Below are 14,249 nucleotides of genomic sequence, written 5' to 3'. Positions count from 1 at the left end.
CTCACCAGCGCTTGGTCTTGACGTTGTGCACGTGCAGGTGCTCACCGGCCGCGATCGGCGCGATCGCCCGGCCGATGTCCACGCCGTACTTGATGATCGTGTCGCCGGCGGCGATGTCGCGGATCGCGAGCTTGTGGCCGATCGGGATGTCGGACTTCGATGCGAATTCGATCATCGTGTCCTGGTCCATGATCCAGCCGGTCAGCGCCTGGCCTGCCTTGAGGCCCTCGACCACCACGACACCGACCGAATCGTGCTCATCATGCACGACGAAGTGGATCGTCATCGGTTTCCCTCCTTCCCTTGTCGTTCTGTTTTCGGATCGTTCCACCCCACTGGAAGGGGTGGATGCAGCGTCAGTCGGCGAACTGGTTGGCGGCCTGCAGCACCGGGCGCCACTTGGCGATCTCGGCCATCCAGTGCGCGCGGTGCGCGTCGGGCGTCGCACGCTCCTGAGGCTCTGGCGTGGTGCCGAGCTCGGCGAAGCGCGACACGACCTTGTCGTCGCGCAGTGCCACCTGCAGCGCGCGCGACAGCCGCTCGATCACCGGGGCCGGCGTTCCGCGCGGCGCGTAGAGGCCGTGCCAGATCGTCACGGCGAGGTCGGGCATGCCGACCTCCGCCGTCGTCGGCACGTCGGGCAGCGCGGCGAGGCGGCTCGGCACCGTCACGGCGTATGCCTTCACGGCACCGGCGCGAATCTGCTCGGTCGTGTTCGTCGTCTGGTCGCACATGACGTCGATGCGCCCGCCGAGGAGCTCGGTCATCGCAGGCCCCGTGCCGCGGAAGGGAACCGTCGTCACCGGCGTCTGCAGCAGGAACTGCAGCAGCGTGCCGCAGAGCTGGCTCGCCGCGCCAAGCCCGGCATTGCCGAGGTTCACATCTTCCTTCTTCTCGCGGATCCAGGCGATGAGCTCCTGGAAATTCGCTGCCGGATGGTCCTTCCGCGCGATCACGGTCATCGGTACGGGGGAGACGAGGCCGATCGGCGCGAACGCGTTCACGGGCTCATACGGCAGGCGGCGATAGAGCGTCGGGATGGTTGCCATTCCGATATGGTGCAGCAGCACGGTATAGCCATCCGGCCGCGCCTTGGCGACGCGGTCGGCCCCGATCGTGCCGCCCGCCCCGCCGACGTTCTCGACGACAACCGTCTGGCCGAGGTCGCGCCCCATCGCCTCGGCGATCAGGCGTGCGACGGCATCCGTCGGCCCGCCGGCGGCGAATGGGACGATGATGGTGACGGTGCGTGTCGGGTAGGCCTGCGCCATCGCCGGGGCCGCGACGGCGGCGAAGGCCGCGGCGAGCAGCGAGCGTCGGATGAGCGTCATGGTCGTTATCTCCCTGTTGGGTATGATGCTAGGGGCGTGAGGTGCGCTCGGCCAGTCCCAGCGGTGCGTCCCAGCGGTGCGTCCCAGCGGTGCGTTCCGGCGGTGCGTTCCGGCGGTGCGTTCCGGCGGGGCGTTCCGGCGTCGCGCCGCCCCGTGATCAGGCCTGCTCTGCCGGCTGCCAGTGCCGCAGCACGGCATCGCGTGCGGGCGCGAAGGTGGTGTTCTCGCGGATCGGCGTCACCTGGCCGCCGCGGGCCCAGCGCAGTGCGAAGTCGCGCAGCCTGTCATCGGCAAGCGTTGTGGCTACGATGTCGTTGAGCAGCCCGGTCAGCACCTCGGGCGGTGCCTCCTCATCCTCACCCCCCGTCACCTGGCGGGCGACGGCGCGGGCGAAGGCGACGGCATCAAGGATCGCCGCGGCTTCCTCGGTGCTGTAGTCGTGCAGGTCGCGGCACGGATGGGCGGGGACGATGCGCGCATCCATCATCGCCTCGACCTGGTGATCCGTCGCGGTGCCGGGCTTGCCGGTGCGCGGCATCTGCGGCCAGGCGGTGTCCGGCTCGTCGGGGGCGGCATCGGGCTGCCCGACCAGCGCGGCGGATGCGGGCGGCGCCGGTGCGGCAGGGCGGCGGCGGAACCACCGCCAGGGCATCAGGAGGAGGAGGACGAGCGAGAAAGCCCAGGCGAGCAGCGAACCGAACCAGCGGATCACACCCATCGCTCAACGCCTCCGCACGCAGAAACGGCACCTGACGCGCTAACCTGGCGCGCAGAAGTGCTACACCGTCGCCGCCGAACCATGTCTCGTGGAGCAATCCCCGCGGCCTGGTCGCCAGACAGCGGGAAGAGGGGTCAGAACCCCTCGCGCTCGAGCCGCTTGCGCTCCAGCTTACGCGCACGCCGAACAGCCTCTGCCCCTTCGCGGGCGCGGCGCTCAGACGGCTTCTCGTAATGCCGGCGAAGCTTCATCTCACGGAAGATCCCCTCCCGCTGCATCTTCTTCTTGAGCGCCTTCAGCGCCTGATCGACATTGTTGTCGCGAACCAGAACCTGCACGTGCCGTCACCCTCCATCGGGCCAGTGCGCCTTGCCCACCATGGGCACGATCCGCAGGCGCATGCGCGGAACCGCCCCTCGATCACCGAGGCGCGGGAACGCGCGAGATAGCACAGCCGCCCACGCCAGCAAAGTGCCCAGTGCACCTGCACCCTTGACTGCACGGTTGCAGGCAACCGACCGCCGGCCATATGTGTTCGGCACGGGACGACCTGGGACCGGACATGGCCGCCTCCCCGGGGACCTGACGGCGGGGACGACGTGGCATGGCCATCCTGAAGATCGCCCGCATGGGCAATCCGGTGCTGCTCCGGCGCGCCGAGCCGGTCGCTGACCCGACGGCACCCGAGATCCGGCGCCTCATCGCGGACATGGTCGACACCCTGCTTGATGCCGAAGCCGCCGGGCTCGCCGCGCCGCAGGTGCATGTTCCGCTGCGCCTCTTCATCTTCCGCGCGAGGCCCGAGCGGCTGACCGGGCTTGCCGAGGACACCCCGACGGGCATCGTCGCCATCATCAACCCCATCGTCGAGGCGGCAGGGGAGCGTGTGGCGCTCGAGTGGGAGGGGTGCCTCTCGATTCCCGGGCTCCGCGGCGCGGTGCCGCGGCCGGAGCGCGTCCGCTACCGCGGCGTCGATGCCGAGGGCAGGCCGATCGACGCCACGGTCGCCGGATTCCATGCCCGCGTGGTCCAGCATGAGATGGACCATCTGGACGGCATCCTCTACCCGATGCGGATGGACGATTTCGCCCTGTTCGGCTTCACCGAGGACTTGATGCGCGCCGCTGCCGCCACCGCCGGCGCGCCGCGCGAGGGAGGACGCGATGGTTGAGATCGAACGCAGCGCCGAACGTGATGCCGCCGTCACCGCTGCCCTGGTGCACGTGCCGCTCGATGGCTGGAGCCGCCGTGCGCTCCGCGCCGGGCTCGCCGACGCAGGGCTCGACCCGCGGGAGCTCGACCTGCTGTTCCCCGGCGGGCCGGCCGAGGCGATCGAGGTCTGGTGCGACCTGGCCGACCGGCGCATGGCCGAGGCGCTCGCGGCCGAGGATGTCGCCGGCATGAAGCTGCGCGCCCGCGTCGCCCGCGCGGTGATGGGCAGGCTCGAGGCCGTGCGCGGCAACAAGGAAGCGGTCGGCCGTGCGGTTGCTCTGCTCGCCCTGCCGCAGAATGCCGCGGCCGGCGCGCGCACCGCGTTCCGCACCGTCGACGCCATCTGGCGCGCGGTGGGCGACCGGTCAGCCGATTTCTCCTGGTACACCAAGCGCGCCTCGCTCGGCGCCATCTATGGCGCGACGGTGCTCTACTGGCTGAACGACGACAGCGACGATGATGCCCGCACCGCGGCCTTCCTCGACCGGCGGATCGAGGGGCTGATGGCGATCCCGAAGGCCCGCGCCAGGCTCCGCGAGGCAGCGGGGAAGCTGCCGGATCCGCGTGCGCTGTTCCGCCGCCTCCGGCCGGCGGGCTGAGCGGTGGCCCGCGTCGCGATCACCCACAGCACCGTCTACAACTATGTTTCGCCCGTCACCTTCGGCGATCACCGGTTGATGACGCGCCCGCGCGACAGCCATGACCTCCGGCTGCTCGACGCGACGCTGACCGTCGATCCAGCGGCGACACTGCGCTGGAAGCATGACGTGTTCGGCAACTCGGTGGCGTTTGCCAGCTTCCAGGGCCAGGCGAACCGGCTGACCATCGTCAGCCGCATCGTGCTCGACCATTTCCCGCCCGCCCCGGCGGACCTTGCCGCGATGGTCGAGCCCTTCGCCGAGACCATCCCGTTCGCCTATCCGCCGGAGGAGGTGCCCGATCTCGGCCGCACCGCCGAGCGCCACTTCCCCGACCCTGACCGGGCGATCGACGCCTGGGCGAAGAAGTTCCTCTCGACCGAGGGGCAGACGCGCACGGCCGACCTGCTCGTCGCCATGACCCACGCCATCAAGGCCGATTTCCAGTACGAGGCGCGTGACGAGGAAGGCACGAGGCCGCCCACCGAGACGCTGGCCAGGGGCTCGGGCGCCTGCCGCGACTTCGCGCTGCTGATGATGGAGGCGTGCCGCGCCCTCGGCCTCGCCGCGCGCTTCGTCTCCGGCTACCTCTATGACGCAGCGCTTGCCGACAGCGACACCCCCGTGATCGGAGGCGGGGCCACGCATGCCTGGTGCGATGTCTACGTGCCGGGCGCTGGCTGGGTGGAGTTCGACCCGACGAACGGGCTGATCGGCGGGCGGAACCTGATCCGGGTCGCGGTGGCGCGGCAGCCGTCGCAGGCGATCCCGATCAGCGGCTCGTTCAGCGGCCAGCCCGACGATTTCATGGGCATGAGCGTCGAGGTGACGGTCGAGGTCGGGCAGGCCGTCGCGACGCAGGAGCCTGTCCCGCAGCCCATGACGGCGTGAAACGCGTGAGGGGCTGAGGGCGGGCGCCTCAGAGGGCGGGTTGGAATGCCGCGGCGATCTCCGCCTCGGCGGGCAGGCTGTCGCGCGGGAACAGGCGCGTCACATGCCCCATCTTCCGGCCGGGCCTCGCTTCCGCCTTGCCGTAGTGGTGCGGCACGAGGCCGGGCGTGGCGAACAGCGCGGGCAGGGCCGCGATCTCGTCGCCGATCAGGTTCTTCATCAGCGCATCGGCATGCCGCGCCGGATCGCCGAGCGGCAGGTCGGCGACGGCCCGCACCTGCTGTTCAAACTGGCTCACCGCACAGGCCTCGATCGTCCAATGCCCTGAATTGTGGGGCCTTGGTGCGATCTCGTTGGCGAGCACCCGCCCATCGCGCGTGACGAAGAACTCGACGCAGAGCAGCCCGACCAGGCCGATCGCCAGCGCCACGCGACGGGCCGCATCCTCCGCCGCCGCGGCGATGGCGGGGGCGACGCGGGCCGGGGCGATGGTGAGGTCGAGGATGTGGTTGCGGTGGCGGTTCTCCACCGTGTCGTAGAGGGCGATGGCGCCGGCCCTGTCGCGCGCGACGATGACGCTGACCTCGCAGGCGAAATCGACGAAGGCCTCCGCCACCAGCGGCCGGAATGCGCCATCGGCCCCGGCGAGCCTCGCCAGCGCGGGTGCGAGGTCGCCCGCCTCGCGCAGCGTCGCCTGGCCCTTGCCGTCATAGCCGAGGCGGGTGGTCTTGAGCACGCACGGGAAGCCGACGGCGGCGACGGCCCCTTCGGCGGCCTCGCGCGTCGCCACCGGCGCCCATGGGCCGGTCGCGACGCCGGCTTCGGCGAGGAAGGTCTTCTCCGCGATCCTGTCCTGGCTGGTGCGCAGCACCGCCGGCGAGGGGGCGACGGGAACGAGCCCGGCGAGGAGGTCCAGAGCATCTCCCGGTACGTTCTCGAACTCGAAGGTCACAACATCCACCGCCGCGGCGAAGCGGGCGAGCGCTGCATGGTCCGACCACTCGGCCAGCGTCGTGGCGGCGGAGACCTGCGAGGCGGGCGCGTCGCGCTCTGGCGTGAAGACGTGCACGCGGTAGCCGAGCCGTGCGGCCGCGACCGCTGCCATGCGGCCGAGCTGCCCGCCCCCCATCATGCCGATCGTCGCCCCCGGCGCGAGGGGGCCGCCGAGGTCAGGCATCGGCGACGGTCTCTGGCACCGATGCCGTCTGTGCCGCGCGGAAGGCGGCAAGGCGTTCGGCGAGCGCCGGGTCGGACAGGGCGAGGATGGCGGCGGCGAGCAGGGCCGCGTTGATCGCCCCGGGCCTGCCGATCGCGAGCGTGCCGACGGGAATACCGCCCGGCATCTGCACGATCGAAAGAAGGCTGTCCATCCCCTTGAGGCTGTGGGATTCGACCGGCACGCCGAGCACGGGAAGTGCGGTCATGGACGCAGCCATGCCCGGAAGGTGTGCTGCCCCGCCTGCGCCCGCGATGATCACCTTCAGCCCGCGCGCGGCGGCGCCTGCGGCGTAGGCGTAGAGCCGTTCAGGCGTGCGGTGGGCCGAGACGACGCGCGCCTCGTGCGCGATGCCGAGTTTGGTCAGCGTCTCGGCGGCGGCCTCCATGGTCGGCCAGTCCGAGCGGCTTCCCATGATGACGCCGACATGTGGTGTATGGTGCATGATCAATCTACTACGCGATGATGTTCGGAATGAGCCGGTCCTCGATCCAGGTGATCTCGTCCTTCAGCTTCAGCTTCCGCTTCTTCAGCCGGGCGAGGTGGATCTGGTCGGACATGCTGTCGCCCGACAGCCGCGCGATCACCGTATCGAGGTCACGATGCTCGGATCTGAGCGTGTTCAACCGTGCGAGCAGGCTGTCCCTGTCCTCGTCCATCATGCGCACACTCTCACGCAGCCCCGCTCCCGCTCCGATGCGCCGTTCACGGCATCCTCGTCCGTGCATAGCACGGCGTTTCCATGGCGTAACGCGCGACCCTCTACCTATGCTTGGGGTTTGGGTGAAGAGGGATCGAGTCGAATGGAAGCCATGCAGCAGGCGGCGATCAACACGGTTGGGATCAAGCGGATCGGGGTGCTGACCACGGGCGGCGACTGCGCCGGGCTGAACGCCGCGATCCGTGCCGTGGTGCGCCGCGCGGCCGGGCATTACGGGCTCGAGGTGCTGGGCATCCACCAGGGCACGAACGGGCTGATGGAGGACCCGCCGCGCGCCGAGGCGCTGACGCTCTCGATGTCCGATGCCGGCCTGCTGCGCGCCGGTGGCACGATCCTCGGCAGCGTGAACCGCGGCAATCCCTTCGCCTTCCCTCTCCCCGATGGCAGCCTCGAAGACCGATCGCCCCTGATCCATGCCGGTGCAGCGCGTCTTGGGCTCGACGCGATCATCGGCATCGGCGGCGATGGGTCGATGCGCATCCTCAACCGGCTGATGAAGACGGGGCCGTTTCCCTTCGTCGGCATTCCGAAGACGATCGACAATGACCTGGGTGCGACCGAATACGCGATCGGCCATCACACGGCCGTCGAGGTCGCGATGGAGGCGCTCGACCGGCTGCAGCCGACGGCGGCGAGCCACGGGCGGATCATGGTCCTCGAGGTGATGGGCCGTGATGCCGGGCATATTGCGCTGGCCGCCGGCATCGCCGGGGGGGCTGACGTCATCCTGCTGCCCGAGATCCCCTGGCGCATGGCCCCGGTTGCGGCAGCGATCCGGCAACTCCGCGAGCGCGGCCGCAACTTCGCCCTCGTGGTGGTGGCGGAAGCCGTCCGGTCGGCCGAGGGGGAGACGGTGCTCGCCGGCCCTGCCGCGCCGGGGGCGATGCCGCGCCTGGGCGGTGTCGGGGCCAGTATCGCCCACGCGCTCGAGGAGGCGACGGGGGCGGAGGCGCGCGTCACCGTTCTCGGCCACGTCCAGCGGGGCGGCTCGCCTGGCGCGCTCGACCGGATCGTCGCCTCGGCGATGGGGGTGCACGCGGTCGACCTCGCCGTCAGGGGCAGGTTCGGGCGCATCGTGGTGTGGCGCGAGGGCAGGGTCGGCGATGCACCCGTCGAGGACGCGGCGGGAGAGGCGAGGCCGGTTGACCCCGCCGGCGACATGGTGCGGGCGGCACGTGGCCTGGGCATCTGCCTGGGCGACCAGTAGGGATCGGGTTGTCTGAGTGCGCATGCACTGCACGCAAAGATTGTGCTGGCGTTTGGGCGTCGGGCTTCGCTAGCATCCTCGTTCCGGCGCGGGACGCCGTGATGCGGGTCCCGCCCGGTGAGTGGCCATCGTCCACCACACGGAGGTCTGCATGAGCCTTCAGCAGCGACTTGTCACGCTGAACGAGCGCCACGGGGCGCTGGAATCGCGCATTGCCGAGGAGGGAGGGCGCCCGCGCCCGAACGACACGGCGCTGGCGCAGATGAAGCGCGAGAAGCTTCGGCTGAAGGAGGAAATGGAACGGCTGCGGTCAAACCACACCGTCTCCTGACACTCACCTGATGTGATGGCCGCCCTGCCTTGTCGGCGGGGCGGCCGATTGCATCGGGCTAGGCCGTGGCGCCGGCATCGATCGGGGCCTGCGGGATCGGTCGGCCCTCGCGCTGCGCCTTCTCGATCGCCTGCTGGACCTCGCGGTTGAGGTCGGTCTGCGTGCAGAGGCCGAGGATCACGGGGTCGCGCGGCTTGATGTTGGCGCTGTTCCAGTGCGCCTTGTCGCGCACCTTGGCGATCGTGTCCTTGGTGGTGCCGAGCAGCTTGCCGACCTGCTGGTCGGACAGGATCGGGAAGTTGCGCAGCAGCCAGGCGATGCCGTCCGGCCTGTCGTTTCGCTTGGAAACAGGGGTGTAGCGCGCACCCTTGCCCTTGGGCTTCGGCAGCACGACGGTGCTCTGCGCAAGCCGCAGCCGCGCTTCTGCATCACCCTCGCAGCGGGCGATCTCCTCGCGGGTGAGCTGGCCCGAGCCGATCGGGTCATGACCGACGATGCCGATCGCGACCTCGCCATCGGCGATCGCCTGGATTTCGAGCGGGTGCATGCCGACGAACGCCGCGATCTGGTCAAATGACAGCGACGTCTTGTCGATCAGCCACACGGCGGTGGCCTTTGGCATCAGCGGCAGGGACATGGGCGGGACCCCTCTGGCCTTCTCGTCATGTTGCGGTGCGGCGGCGGGATCGTCCGGCGCGTCCGACGGCGGCGGCACCATAGGACGCCCGGGCTTCCGGTCAATCGCCTTTCATGCACCGATATGGGAATGGAGGCCATGCGCTGCGAGAGAGGAGAGGGATGGAATGGCACGCGAGGATGACGAGCTTCCCCGGAAGCGTCCGCGCTTCGATCCGCTGCCGCTCGATGGCGTCAGCCGCGAGGACATGGATGCATACATCGCCGCGCTGGAGGCCGAGATCGCGCGGGTGAAGGCGACCATCGCCGCCCGCGACAGCCACCGGGGTGCGGCGGAGGCGTTCTTCCGCAAACCGTAGGCATGCCGACGTTCAACGGTTGATCGAGGCTACGTCCTTACTACATTGATCTTCAAGGGTTGATGATCGGCATCCAGCGGGTTGGCGACAGTGGAGGGCAGGGCATGGACGCAGCGCATCCGCTGATCACCACGATCGGGCTTGGCCTGCTCTACGCGCTCATCTTCGGCACGCTGGCCGCGCTCGTGAAGCTGCCGCCCATCGTCGGCTATCTCTGCGCCGGCATCCTGCTCGGGCCGTACACGCCTGGAATCGTGGGCGATGCCTCGACCGCCTATGAGCTCGCCGAGCTTGGCGTGATCCTGCTGATGTTCGGCGTCGGGCTGCATTTCTCACCGGCCGAGCTGCTCTCGGTGCGGCGCGTCGCGCTGCCGGGTGCGGTGACGCAGATGGCCACCGCCACCATCCTCGGTGCCCTGCTCGCCAGGGGGTGGGACTATTCCTGGCCGCAGGCGGTGGTGTTCGGCCTTGCCCTCTCCGTCGCCTCGACGGTCGTGCTGCTCCGCGCCCTGGCTGACCGGGAGGAGACATCGACGCCGGCAGGCCGCATCGCCGTCGGCTGGCTGGTGGTCGAGGATCTGGCCGTCATCCTCGTCCTCGTCATGCTGCCCGCGGTGGCGGGCATGTTCGGCGGCGCCTCGGCCGGCATCGCGAGCCGGCTGACCGATGCCGGGGGGCTCATCGCGCTCGGCATCGCGCTGGGCAAGGTGGCGTTGTTCATCGCCATCGCCGTGCCGCTCGGCCGCCGCGTGATCCCGTGGGTGTTGGTGATGATCGCGCATCTCCGCTCGCGCGAGCTGTTCACGCTGGCCGTCCTCGCGCTCTCCATCGGCATCGCCTATGCCTCGGCCAAGGTGTTCGGCGTGTCCTTCGCGCTCGGCGCCTTCTTTGCCGGGATGGTGATGCACGGCTCGGGCATGGCCGCGCGCGCGGCGGAGCAGAGCCTGCCATTCCGCGATGCCTTCGCGGTGCTGTTCTTCGTCTCCGTCGGCATGCTGTTCAACCCCCTGGTGCTGGTCGAGCGGCCAGGTGCCGTGGCAGCGACGCTTGGCGTTGTCATCATCGGCAAGGGGCTGGCCGCGGCAGCGATCATGCTGCTGCTGCGGCAGAGCTTCCAGGCGACCGCGACGGTGACGGCAGCGCTCGCCCAGATCGGCGAGTTCAGCCTGGTTCTGGCCGAGCAGGGGATCGGCCTCGGCCTGCTGCCCGAGGCGGCGCGTGACCCGATCCTCGCTGCCGTGGTGGGTTCGATCGCGCTGAACCCGCTGATGTTCTGGGCCTCGCGCCGGCTCGTGACGCGGCGGGACGTGAAGGTTCAGGCCGTCAAGGACGACAAGGCGCGTGCGGACAACGAAAAGGCCGGGTCAGTTCCCTGACCCGGCCCGTGTCGTCAGCCGAGGCGCGTCGCTCAGGCGGCGCGCGCCTCCTGCGCTTCGATCACCCGGGGCTGGCCGCCGCCGATCGCGATCTGGCGTGGCTTCAGGCTCTCCGGCACCACGCGCTTGAGCGCGATGTGCAGCAGCCCGTTCTCGAGCGAGGCGCCATCGACCACCATGTGGTCAGCCAGCTCGAACCGCCGCTCGAAGGCGCGTCGGGCGATGCCGCGGTGCAGGAACTGGCGCGGCGCCTCCTCCTTCGCCGCGCGGCCGGCGACCACGAGGGCTGACTGCTTCTGGGTGATCTCGAGGTCGCCCTCGCCGAAGCCGGCCACCGCCATGGTCAGGCGATACGCGTCCTCTGAGAGCTTCTCGATGTTGTAGGGGGGGTACGCCTGGGCTTCCTGGGTCGCCATCGTCGCGTCCATCAGGCGCGAGAGACGGTCGAAGCCGATCGTCGAACGGAACAGGGGTGAGAAGTCGAGCGTCGTCATGGTTTTCGGTCCTTCTGTTTCAGCAAGGTCCGTCGGTCGGTCACGCCGCGCATTCGGCCGAAGCCCGACCGCGGTCGCCGCAAGCCCCGAAGGCACAAGCGGCCCCATGAACGTAGAAAGGCCGGCCCCCTGGTTCAAGGGGCCGGCCTTGGTGGGCGCGAAGAGGCGGTGAGGCCTACTTTTTCTTTTTTGCCGGCGCGCCCTTGGCGGCGGCGGCGGCCGCGGCGGCCTTCGGCGCGGCGCCCTTGTTCACGGTGGCGGCGGCCTTGATGTTCATCTTCGACATGTCGACCGCGAAGCGCTTGGAGAACTTCGCCATCTGGCCGGCGGTGTCGGAGAGGGCGCGCTGCTGGCCCGTCCAGGCCGGGTGCGACTTCGGGTCGATGTCGAGGCGGATGGTGTCACCCGGCTTGCCGTAGCAGGAGCGTGTGGTGAACGTCGTGCCATCCGTCATGATGACGGTGATCTCGTGATAGTCGGGGTGGATGCCCTGCTTCATGGCGACCTTCCAAGCGCATAGGCGCGCCGATACCGACCGGCGCGCGAGACGGGGGATGTAGCGGAAAGGGCGCGGGCGGGCAAGGTGGGGGAGCGATCATGAGCGGCACCAGCGTCGCCGGCGTGTTCAGAGCACACGGTTTGTAAAGCGCAACGATTTGTGATTCTGGTGCACTTCCCGCGACTTCAAGGCGCACTGGCTCATCGCGTCCGCCGTCGTCCGCATCTCCATAATCTGCATCACGCGCCGGTGGCTCGCCGTAAAGGCATGAGCGTGTTGCAAAACTGCCCGGATGGGCTCTGAGACCCGAAGCACGTCATGTATTTGGCGATTTCGGCGTTGCGATCTCCGTATGACGGCCGATACCGTCTCGGGCTGGCGGTCGTAACTCACGGAGAAACGCTGCTCGAGAAGGCAATGCGATGTCTTGACAATATTGGACAAGGAGGCATGCCGCGTGGAAAATCTCATGAATGCGTCGAAAAGCAATAAGCCTCATGCGGTAACATATAAGGTCGTTTTTCTTTTATGTATCGTACTTCTTGCAACGTTTATTGCTGTCATAATCGCTCTTTCTGATTTGATTATTGGCAAATCGATTGAATACTCACTTCCAATTTTGGCAATAAGTGGTGTGGTCGTACTGATTGTTTTGCTTACTCTAGTAGCAAGTGTATTCAGTATTCTGAGAATTAACGATGAAAAGCAAGCGATGGGGCTGCCAGAGGGCTCTATCCGTGCCGTCATTGCTCTGTCGCTCATCGTGCTGTTCTCTATTTTCAGCGTTTTCCTTTTTGCAAATCTCTTTAGTGGTCCCCCGCGCGTCACAGTTGATCGCCTTTCTGAAGCGGCGCGCGACAGTTACATCGCGAGTCATCCGAATGCCGCGGCCGTTGCTATACCAGACGAACTTCCAGATGGAACGACTCGGTGGCTTTACAATGTGAGCTTTTCCCCCCCTGCCAGTGCCGCCAGCGAGGACTTTGCAAAGCAGTTGCTCGTACTGCTTGGCACGTTGATGACCGCGATCACAAGCTTCTATCTGGGCTCAACAACGGCAACCTCTGCGGCCAAGGCCGCGCAATCTACCGATCAAGTGCCGTCCATAAGCAGCATCGACCCAACGGTTCATTCAGTGACAAAGGGAGCGCTCCACCTCCGGATTATGGGGACCGATTTGAATATCATTACCCACGTCAAGCTAAGCAGGGCTGGTGTCGACGACCTCTTCGCGAAGAATGTCCGGTCTAATCCGACTGAGATCGAATGTGACATTGCAGTCGACGGACAGACCACACCGACGAGTGATACGGAGGCATGGGATGTTGTGGTGGATGATGGAGGGTCGAAATCTGCAACGAAAAGGAAGGCGTTGACGATCAAGGCTTGACGACAGGAGCCTGCGGGGCTGGCCATCATGCTTCGGGGGGCGGGTCAGCGACGCCACCGGCCCGCAAAGAGCCTCCTCGACATCAGGCCGGTAGCGCACTTGAGAATGGTCAGGAGCACGCCGACCATTCGCTGGTCACAACATCAGTCTTGCCCAACGCGGTATTGAGCTCGGACACACGTATGCATTCCGTAGCCGACCTTACGCGGGGCTCCCCCCAAAGTCCCCATCGGGTGCTCGTATTCCACCGGCCATTCCACCTGCGCCCCCAGCGCCTTGGCCGCGCGCAGCGGCCAGGCAGGATCGGCCAGCATCGCGCGGCCGATTAGCACGATATCGGCCCGCTCGTTCGCCACGATCTCCGCCGGCCGGGCGCCTGGGCCGACCGGGCCAAGGCCGCAGCTGTGGCGTCGCCGGCCCGCGTGACATTTCTTGCAATGTCGCCATTGGCCTGTTGAAGCCGCCGACCGGCCCCGGCTACGTTCAAATTTGATTTCGAACAAACGGGGGTTCCCGTGCTCAGCGGGAACAGGGGGACACACACATCATGATATCGCGTTTGCGCATGCTCGGCCTTGCTGCCGTTGGCACCGCTGCCTTGTCGGTGGCAGGGCCCCGGCCGGCCGAGGCGGCCTTCACCTTCACCTTCGTCGAACAGGGCGGCAACGTGGTCGGCACAGGGGCCGGCTCGTTCAACCTGGCGGCGCTCGAGTTCTCTTTGAATATTTTCGCGAGCGCCGCCATCGACCCGTCCAACGGAGCCCTCCTGACAGCAGGCGCAAGCGACGCCTTTGGAGGAGGTGGCATCACATCCCCAACGTTCGGACTAGGCGGCAGCACGCTTGGCACGTCGACCGGCGCTGCCCTCGGCATTGGAAGCTTCGTCAATCCGGGGGAACCCTTCCTGGCAGTGCCGGTGGGCTACGTGTCGGGGACGCCGCTGGCAGCAACGTTGACGTTCGCCGGTGCGACGTTCGCTTCGCTTGGCATCACCCCGGGCACCTATGTCACGTCATGGGGGACCGGCGACACTTTCGACACCTTCACGATCGACGTCGTGCCGACCGTCGTCACGCCGCCGCCACCGCCGCCCCCCACGGCGGTGCCGGAGCCTGCCTCGGCGCTGCTGCTCGGCGCCGGCCTGTTCGGCCTCGTCGCCGCCCGCCGCCGCCGGCAGCACACCTGACCTGAGCGCCGCTTCCGCCTGAGGGGTGCGCGGGGTGCCCGCGG

At 68.1% G+C, this 14,249-nt stretch carries 18 protein-coding genes and 1 pseudogene; 9 read left to right on the top strand and 10 right to left on the bottom strand.

Going from position 1 to position 14,249, the window contains the following annotated elements:
- Position 1: 1 nt before the first annotated feature.
- The 4 genes from Q0C38_RS07200 to rpsU all read right to left on the bottom strand — a co-directional run bounded on the left by Q0C38_RS07200 (position 2) and on the right by rpsU (position 2,387).
- A complete protein-coding gene (locus Q0C38_RS07200) occupies positions 2-286 on the bottom strand; it encodes a UxaA family hydrolase (protein WP_291296399.1) in 285 nt (94 codons plus the stop codon).
- A 70-nt stretch (positions 287-356) separates the two neighbouring features.
- Positions 357-1,331: a tripartite tricarboxylate transporter substrate binding protein BugD gene (locus Q0C38_RS07195; protein ID WP_291296398.1), complete on the bottom strand. Its 975-nt coding sequence runs from the start codon at positions 1,329-1,331 to the stop codon at positions 357-359.
- A gap of 157 nt (positions 1,332-1,488) precedes the next feature.
- Positions 1,489-2,049 carry a hypothetical protein gene (locus Q0C38_RS07190; RefSeq protein WP_291296397.1) on the bottom strand — a complete coding sequence of 187 codons (561 nt, stop codon included), beginning with the start codon at positions 2,047-2,049 and terminating at the stop codon, positions 1,489-1,491.
- A gap of 134 nt (positions 2,050-2,183) precedes the next feature.
- Positions 2,184-2,387 carry a 30S ribosomal protein S21 gene (rpsU, locus tag Q0C38_RS07185; RefSeq protein ID WP_144182808.1) on the bottom strand — a complete coding sequence of 68 codons (204 nt, stop codon included), beginning with the start codon at positions 2,385-2,387 and terminating at the stop codon, positions 2,184-2,186.
- Positions 2,388-2,653: 266 nt separating this feature from the next.
- On the opposite strand from rpsU, the gene def reads away from it, so the two are divergent.
- The 3 genes from def to Q0C38_RS07170 are packed head-to-tail and all read left to right on the top strand — an operon-like array spanning position 2,654 to position 4,790.
- Positions 2,654-3,220 carry a peptide deformylase gene (gene def / locus Q0C38_RS07180; protein WP_291296396.1) on the top strand — a complete coding sequence of 189 codons (567 nt, stop codon included), beginning with the start codon at positions 2,654-2,656 and terminating at the stop codon, positions 3,218-3,220.
- Positions 3,213-3,860 carry a COQ9 family protein gene (locus tag Q0C38_RS07175; RefSeq protein ID WP_291296395.1) on the top strand — a complete coding sequence of 216 codons (648 nt, stop codon included), beginning with the start codon at positions 3,213-3,215 and terminating at the stop codon, positions 3,858-3,860. Before def ends, Q0C38_RS07175 begins: the two co-directional genes overlap by 8 nt.
- Positions 3,861-3,863: 3 nt before the next feature.
- Positions 3,864-4,790 carry a transglutaminase family protein gene (locus tag Q0C38_RS07170; RefSeq protein WP_291296394.1) on the top strand — a complete coding sequence of 309 codons (927 nt, stop codon included), beginning with the start codon at positions 3,864-3,866 and terminating at the stop codon, positions 4,788-4,790.
- A gap of 28 nt (positions 4,791-4,818) precedes the next feature.
- Here the strand turns inward: Q0C38_RS07170 and Q0C38_RS07165 are convergent, their stop codons facing one another.
- From Q0C38_RS07165 to Q0C38_RS07155, 3 genes are read right to left on the bottom strand one after another with little or no spacing between them, the layout of a single operon-like run.
- Positions 4,819-5,967 carry a 5-(carboxyamino)imidazole ribonucleotide synthase gene (locus Q0C38_RS07165; protein ID WP_291296393.1) on the bottom strand — a complete coding sequence of 383 codons (1,149 nt, stop codon included), beginning with the start codon at positions 5,965-5,967 and terminating at the stop codon, positions 4,819-4,821.
- A complete protein-coding gene (gene purE, locus Q0C38_RS07160) occupies positions 5,960-6,451 on the bottom strand; it encodes a 5-(carboxyamino)imidazole ribonucleotide mutase (RefSeq protein WP_291296392.1) in 492 nt (163 codons plus the stop codon). Before purE ends, Q0C38_RS07165 begins: the two co-directional genes overlap by 8 nt.
- A gap of 10 nt (positions 6,452-6,461) precedes the next feature.
- Positions 6,462-6,665: a YdcH family protein gene (locus tag Q0C38_RS07155; protein ID WP_291296391.1), complete on the bottom strand. Its 204-nt coding sequence runs from the start codon at positions 6,663-6,665 to the stop codon at positions 6,462-6,464.
- Between the two features lie 144 nt (positions 6,666-6,809).
- On the opposite strand from Q0C38_RS07155, the gene Q0C38_RS07150 reads away from it, so the two are divergent.
- Positions 6,810-7,934: an ATP-dependent 6-phosphofructokinase gene (locus Q0C38_RS07150; protein ID WP_291296390.1), complete on the top strand. Its 1,125-nt coding sequence runs from the start codon at positions 6,810-6,812 to the stop codon at positions 7,932-7,934.
- 151 nt (positions 7,935-8,085) lie between these two features.
- Entirely contained in the window at positions 8,086-8,265 is a 180-nt protein-coding gene (locus Q0C38_RS07145; protein ID WP_291296389.1) for a YdcH family protein, read from the top strand.
- A gap of 58 nt (positions 8,266-8,323) precedes the next feature.
- On the opposite strand, the gene Q0C38_RS07140 is transcribed toward Q0C38_RS07145, so the two are convergent.
- The gene (locus tag Q0C38_RS07140) at positions 8,324-8,902 is read right to left on the bottom strand and encodes a DUF1013 domain-containing protein (protein ID WP_291296388.1); all 579 of its coding nucleotides are present in this window, start codon (positions 8,900-8,902) and stop codon (positions 8,324-8,326) included.
- Positions 8,903-9,068: 166 nt separating this feature from the next.
- On the opposite strand from Q0C38_RS07140, the gene Q0C38_RS07135 reads away from it, so the two are divergent.
- Both Q0C38_RS07135 and Q0C38_RS07130 read left to right on the top strand, forming a co-directional pair.
- Positions 9,069-9,260 carry a DUF1192 domain-containing protein gene (locus tag Q0C38_RS07135; RefSeq protein ID WP_291296387.1) on the top strand — a complete coding sequence of 64 codons (192 nt, stop codon included), beginning with the start codon at positions 9,069-9,071 and terminating at the stop codon, positions 9,258-9,260.
- Positions 9,261-9,364: 104 nt separating this feature from the next.
- Complete coding sequence (locus tag Q0C38_RS07130; RefSeq protein WP_291296386.1) at positions 9,365-10,636, top strand: cation:proton antiporter; 1,272 nt, start codon at positions 9,365-9,367, stop codon at positions 10,634-10,636.
- Positions 10,637-10,668: 32 nt separating this feature from the next.
- Here the strand turns inward: Q0C38_RS07130 and Q0C38_RS07125 are convergent, their stop codons facing one another.
- Entirely contained in the window at positions 10,669-11,130 is a 462-nt protein-coding gene (locus Q0C38_RS07125) for an Hsp20 family protein (RefSeq protein ID WP_291296385.1), read from the bottom strand.
- A gap of 292 nt (positions 11,131-11,422) precedes the next feature.
- A pseudogene (gene rpmE / locus Q0C38_RS07120) lies at positions 11,423-11,629 on the bottom strand (50S ribosomal protein L31); the annotation flags it as partial.
- A gap of 457 nt (positions 11,630-12,086) precedes the next feature.
- On the opposite strand from rpmE, the gene Q0C38_RS07115 reads away from it, so the two are divergent.
- Together Q0C38_RS07115 and Q0C38_RS07105 are read left to right on the top strand one after the other, a co-directional pair.
- Positions 12,087-13,019: a hypothetical protein gene (locus Q0C38_RS07115; RefSeq protein WP_291296384.1), complete on the top strand. Its 933-nt coding sequence runs from the start codon at positions 12,087-12,089 to the stop codon at positions 13,017-13,019.
- Between the two features lie 547 nt (positions 13,020-13,566).
- Positions 13,567-14,205 (top strand): VPLPA-CTERM sorting domain-containing protein, encoded by a 639-nt coding sequence (locus tag Q0C38_RS07105; protein WP_291296382.1) that lies wholly within the window; start codon positions 13,567-13,569, stop codon positions 14,203-14,205.
- Positions 14,206-14,249 lie beyond the last annotated feature (44 nt).

It is taken from the genome of Elioraea sp. (assembly GCF_022842375.1).
Classification (GTDB): domain Bacteria; phylum Pseudomonadota; class Alphaproteobacteria; order Acetobacterales; family Acetobacteraceae; genus Elioraea_A.
This window is presented reverse-complemented; position numbering and strand designations above follow the sequence as displayed.

Coding starts and splice junctions, on each gene's coding strand:
- Q0C38_RS07200 (WP_291296399.1), bottom strand. CDS start 286: ATGACGATCCACTTCGTCGTGCATGATGAGCACGATTCGGTCGGTGTC.
- Q0C38_RS07195 (WP_291296398.1), bottom strand. CDS start 1,331: ATGACGCTCATCCGACGCTCGCTGCTCGCCGCGGCCTTCGCCGCCGTC.
- Q0C38_RS07190 (WP_291296397.1), bottom strand. CDS start 2,049: ATGGGTGTGATCCGCTGGTTCGGTTCGCTGCTCGCCTGGGCTTTCTCG.
- def (WP_291296396.1), top strand. CDS start 2,654: ATGGCCATCCTGAAGATCGCCCGCATGGGCAATCCGGTGCTGCTCCGG.
- Q0C38_RS07175 (WP_291296395.1), top strand. CDS start 3,213: ATGGTTGAGATCGAACGCAGCGCCGAACGTGATGCCGCCGTCACCGCT.
- Q0C38_RS07165 (WP_291296393.1), bottom strand. CDS start 5,967: ATGCCTGACCTCGGCGGCCCCCTCGCGCCGGGGGCGACGATCGGCATG.
- purE (WP_291296392.1), bottom strand. CDS start 6,451: ATGCACCATACACCACATGTCGGCGTCATCATGGGAAGCCGCTCGGAC.
- Q0C38_RS07155 (WP_291296391.1), bottom strand. CDS start 6,665: ATGGACGAGGACAGGGACAGCCTGCTCGCACGGTTGAACACGCTCAGA.
- Q0C38_RS07150 (WP_291296390.1), top strand. CDS start 6,810: ATGGAAGCCATGCAGCAGGCGGCGATCAACACGGTTGGGATCAAGCGG.
- Q0C38_RS07145 (WP_291296389.1), top strand. CDS start 8,086: ATGAGCCTTCAGCAGCGACTTGTCACGCTGAACGAGCGCCACGGGGCG.
- Q0C38_RS07140 (WP_291296388.1), bottom strand. CDS start 8,902: ATGTCCCTGCCGCTGATGCCAAAGGCCACCGCCGTGTGGCTGATCGAC.
- Q0C38_RS07135 (WP_291296387.1), top strand. CDS start 9,069: ATGGCACGCGAGGATGACGAGCTTCCCCGGAAGCGTCCGCGCTTCGAT.
- Q0C38_RS07130 (WP_291296386.1), top strand. CDS start 9,365: ATGGACGCAGCGCATCCGCTGATCACCACGATCGGGCTTGGCCTGCTC.
- Q0C38_RS07125 (WP_291296385.1), bottom strand. CDS start 11,130: ATGACGACGCTCGACTTCTCACCCCTGTTCCGTTCGACGATCGGCTTC.
- Q0C38_RS07105 (WP_291296382.1), top strand. CDS start 13,567: ATGATATCGCGTTTGCGCATGCTCGGCCTTGCTGCCGTTGGCACCGCT.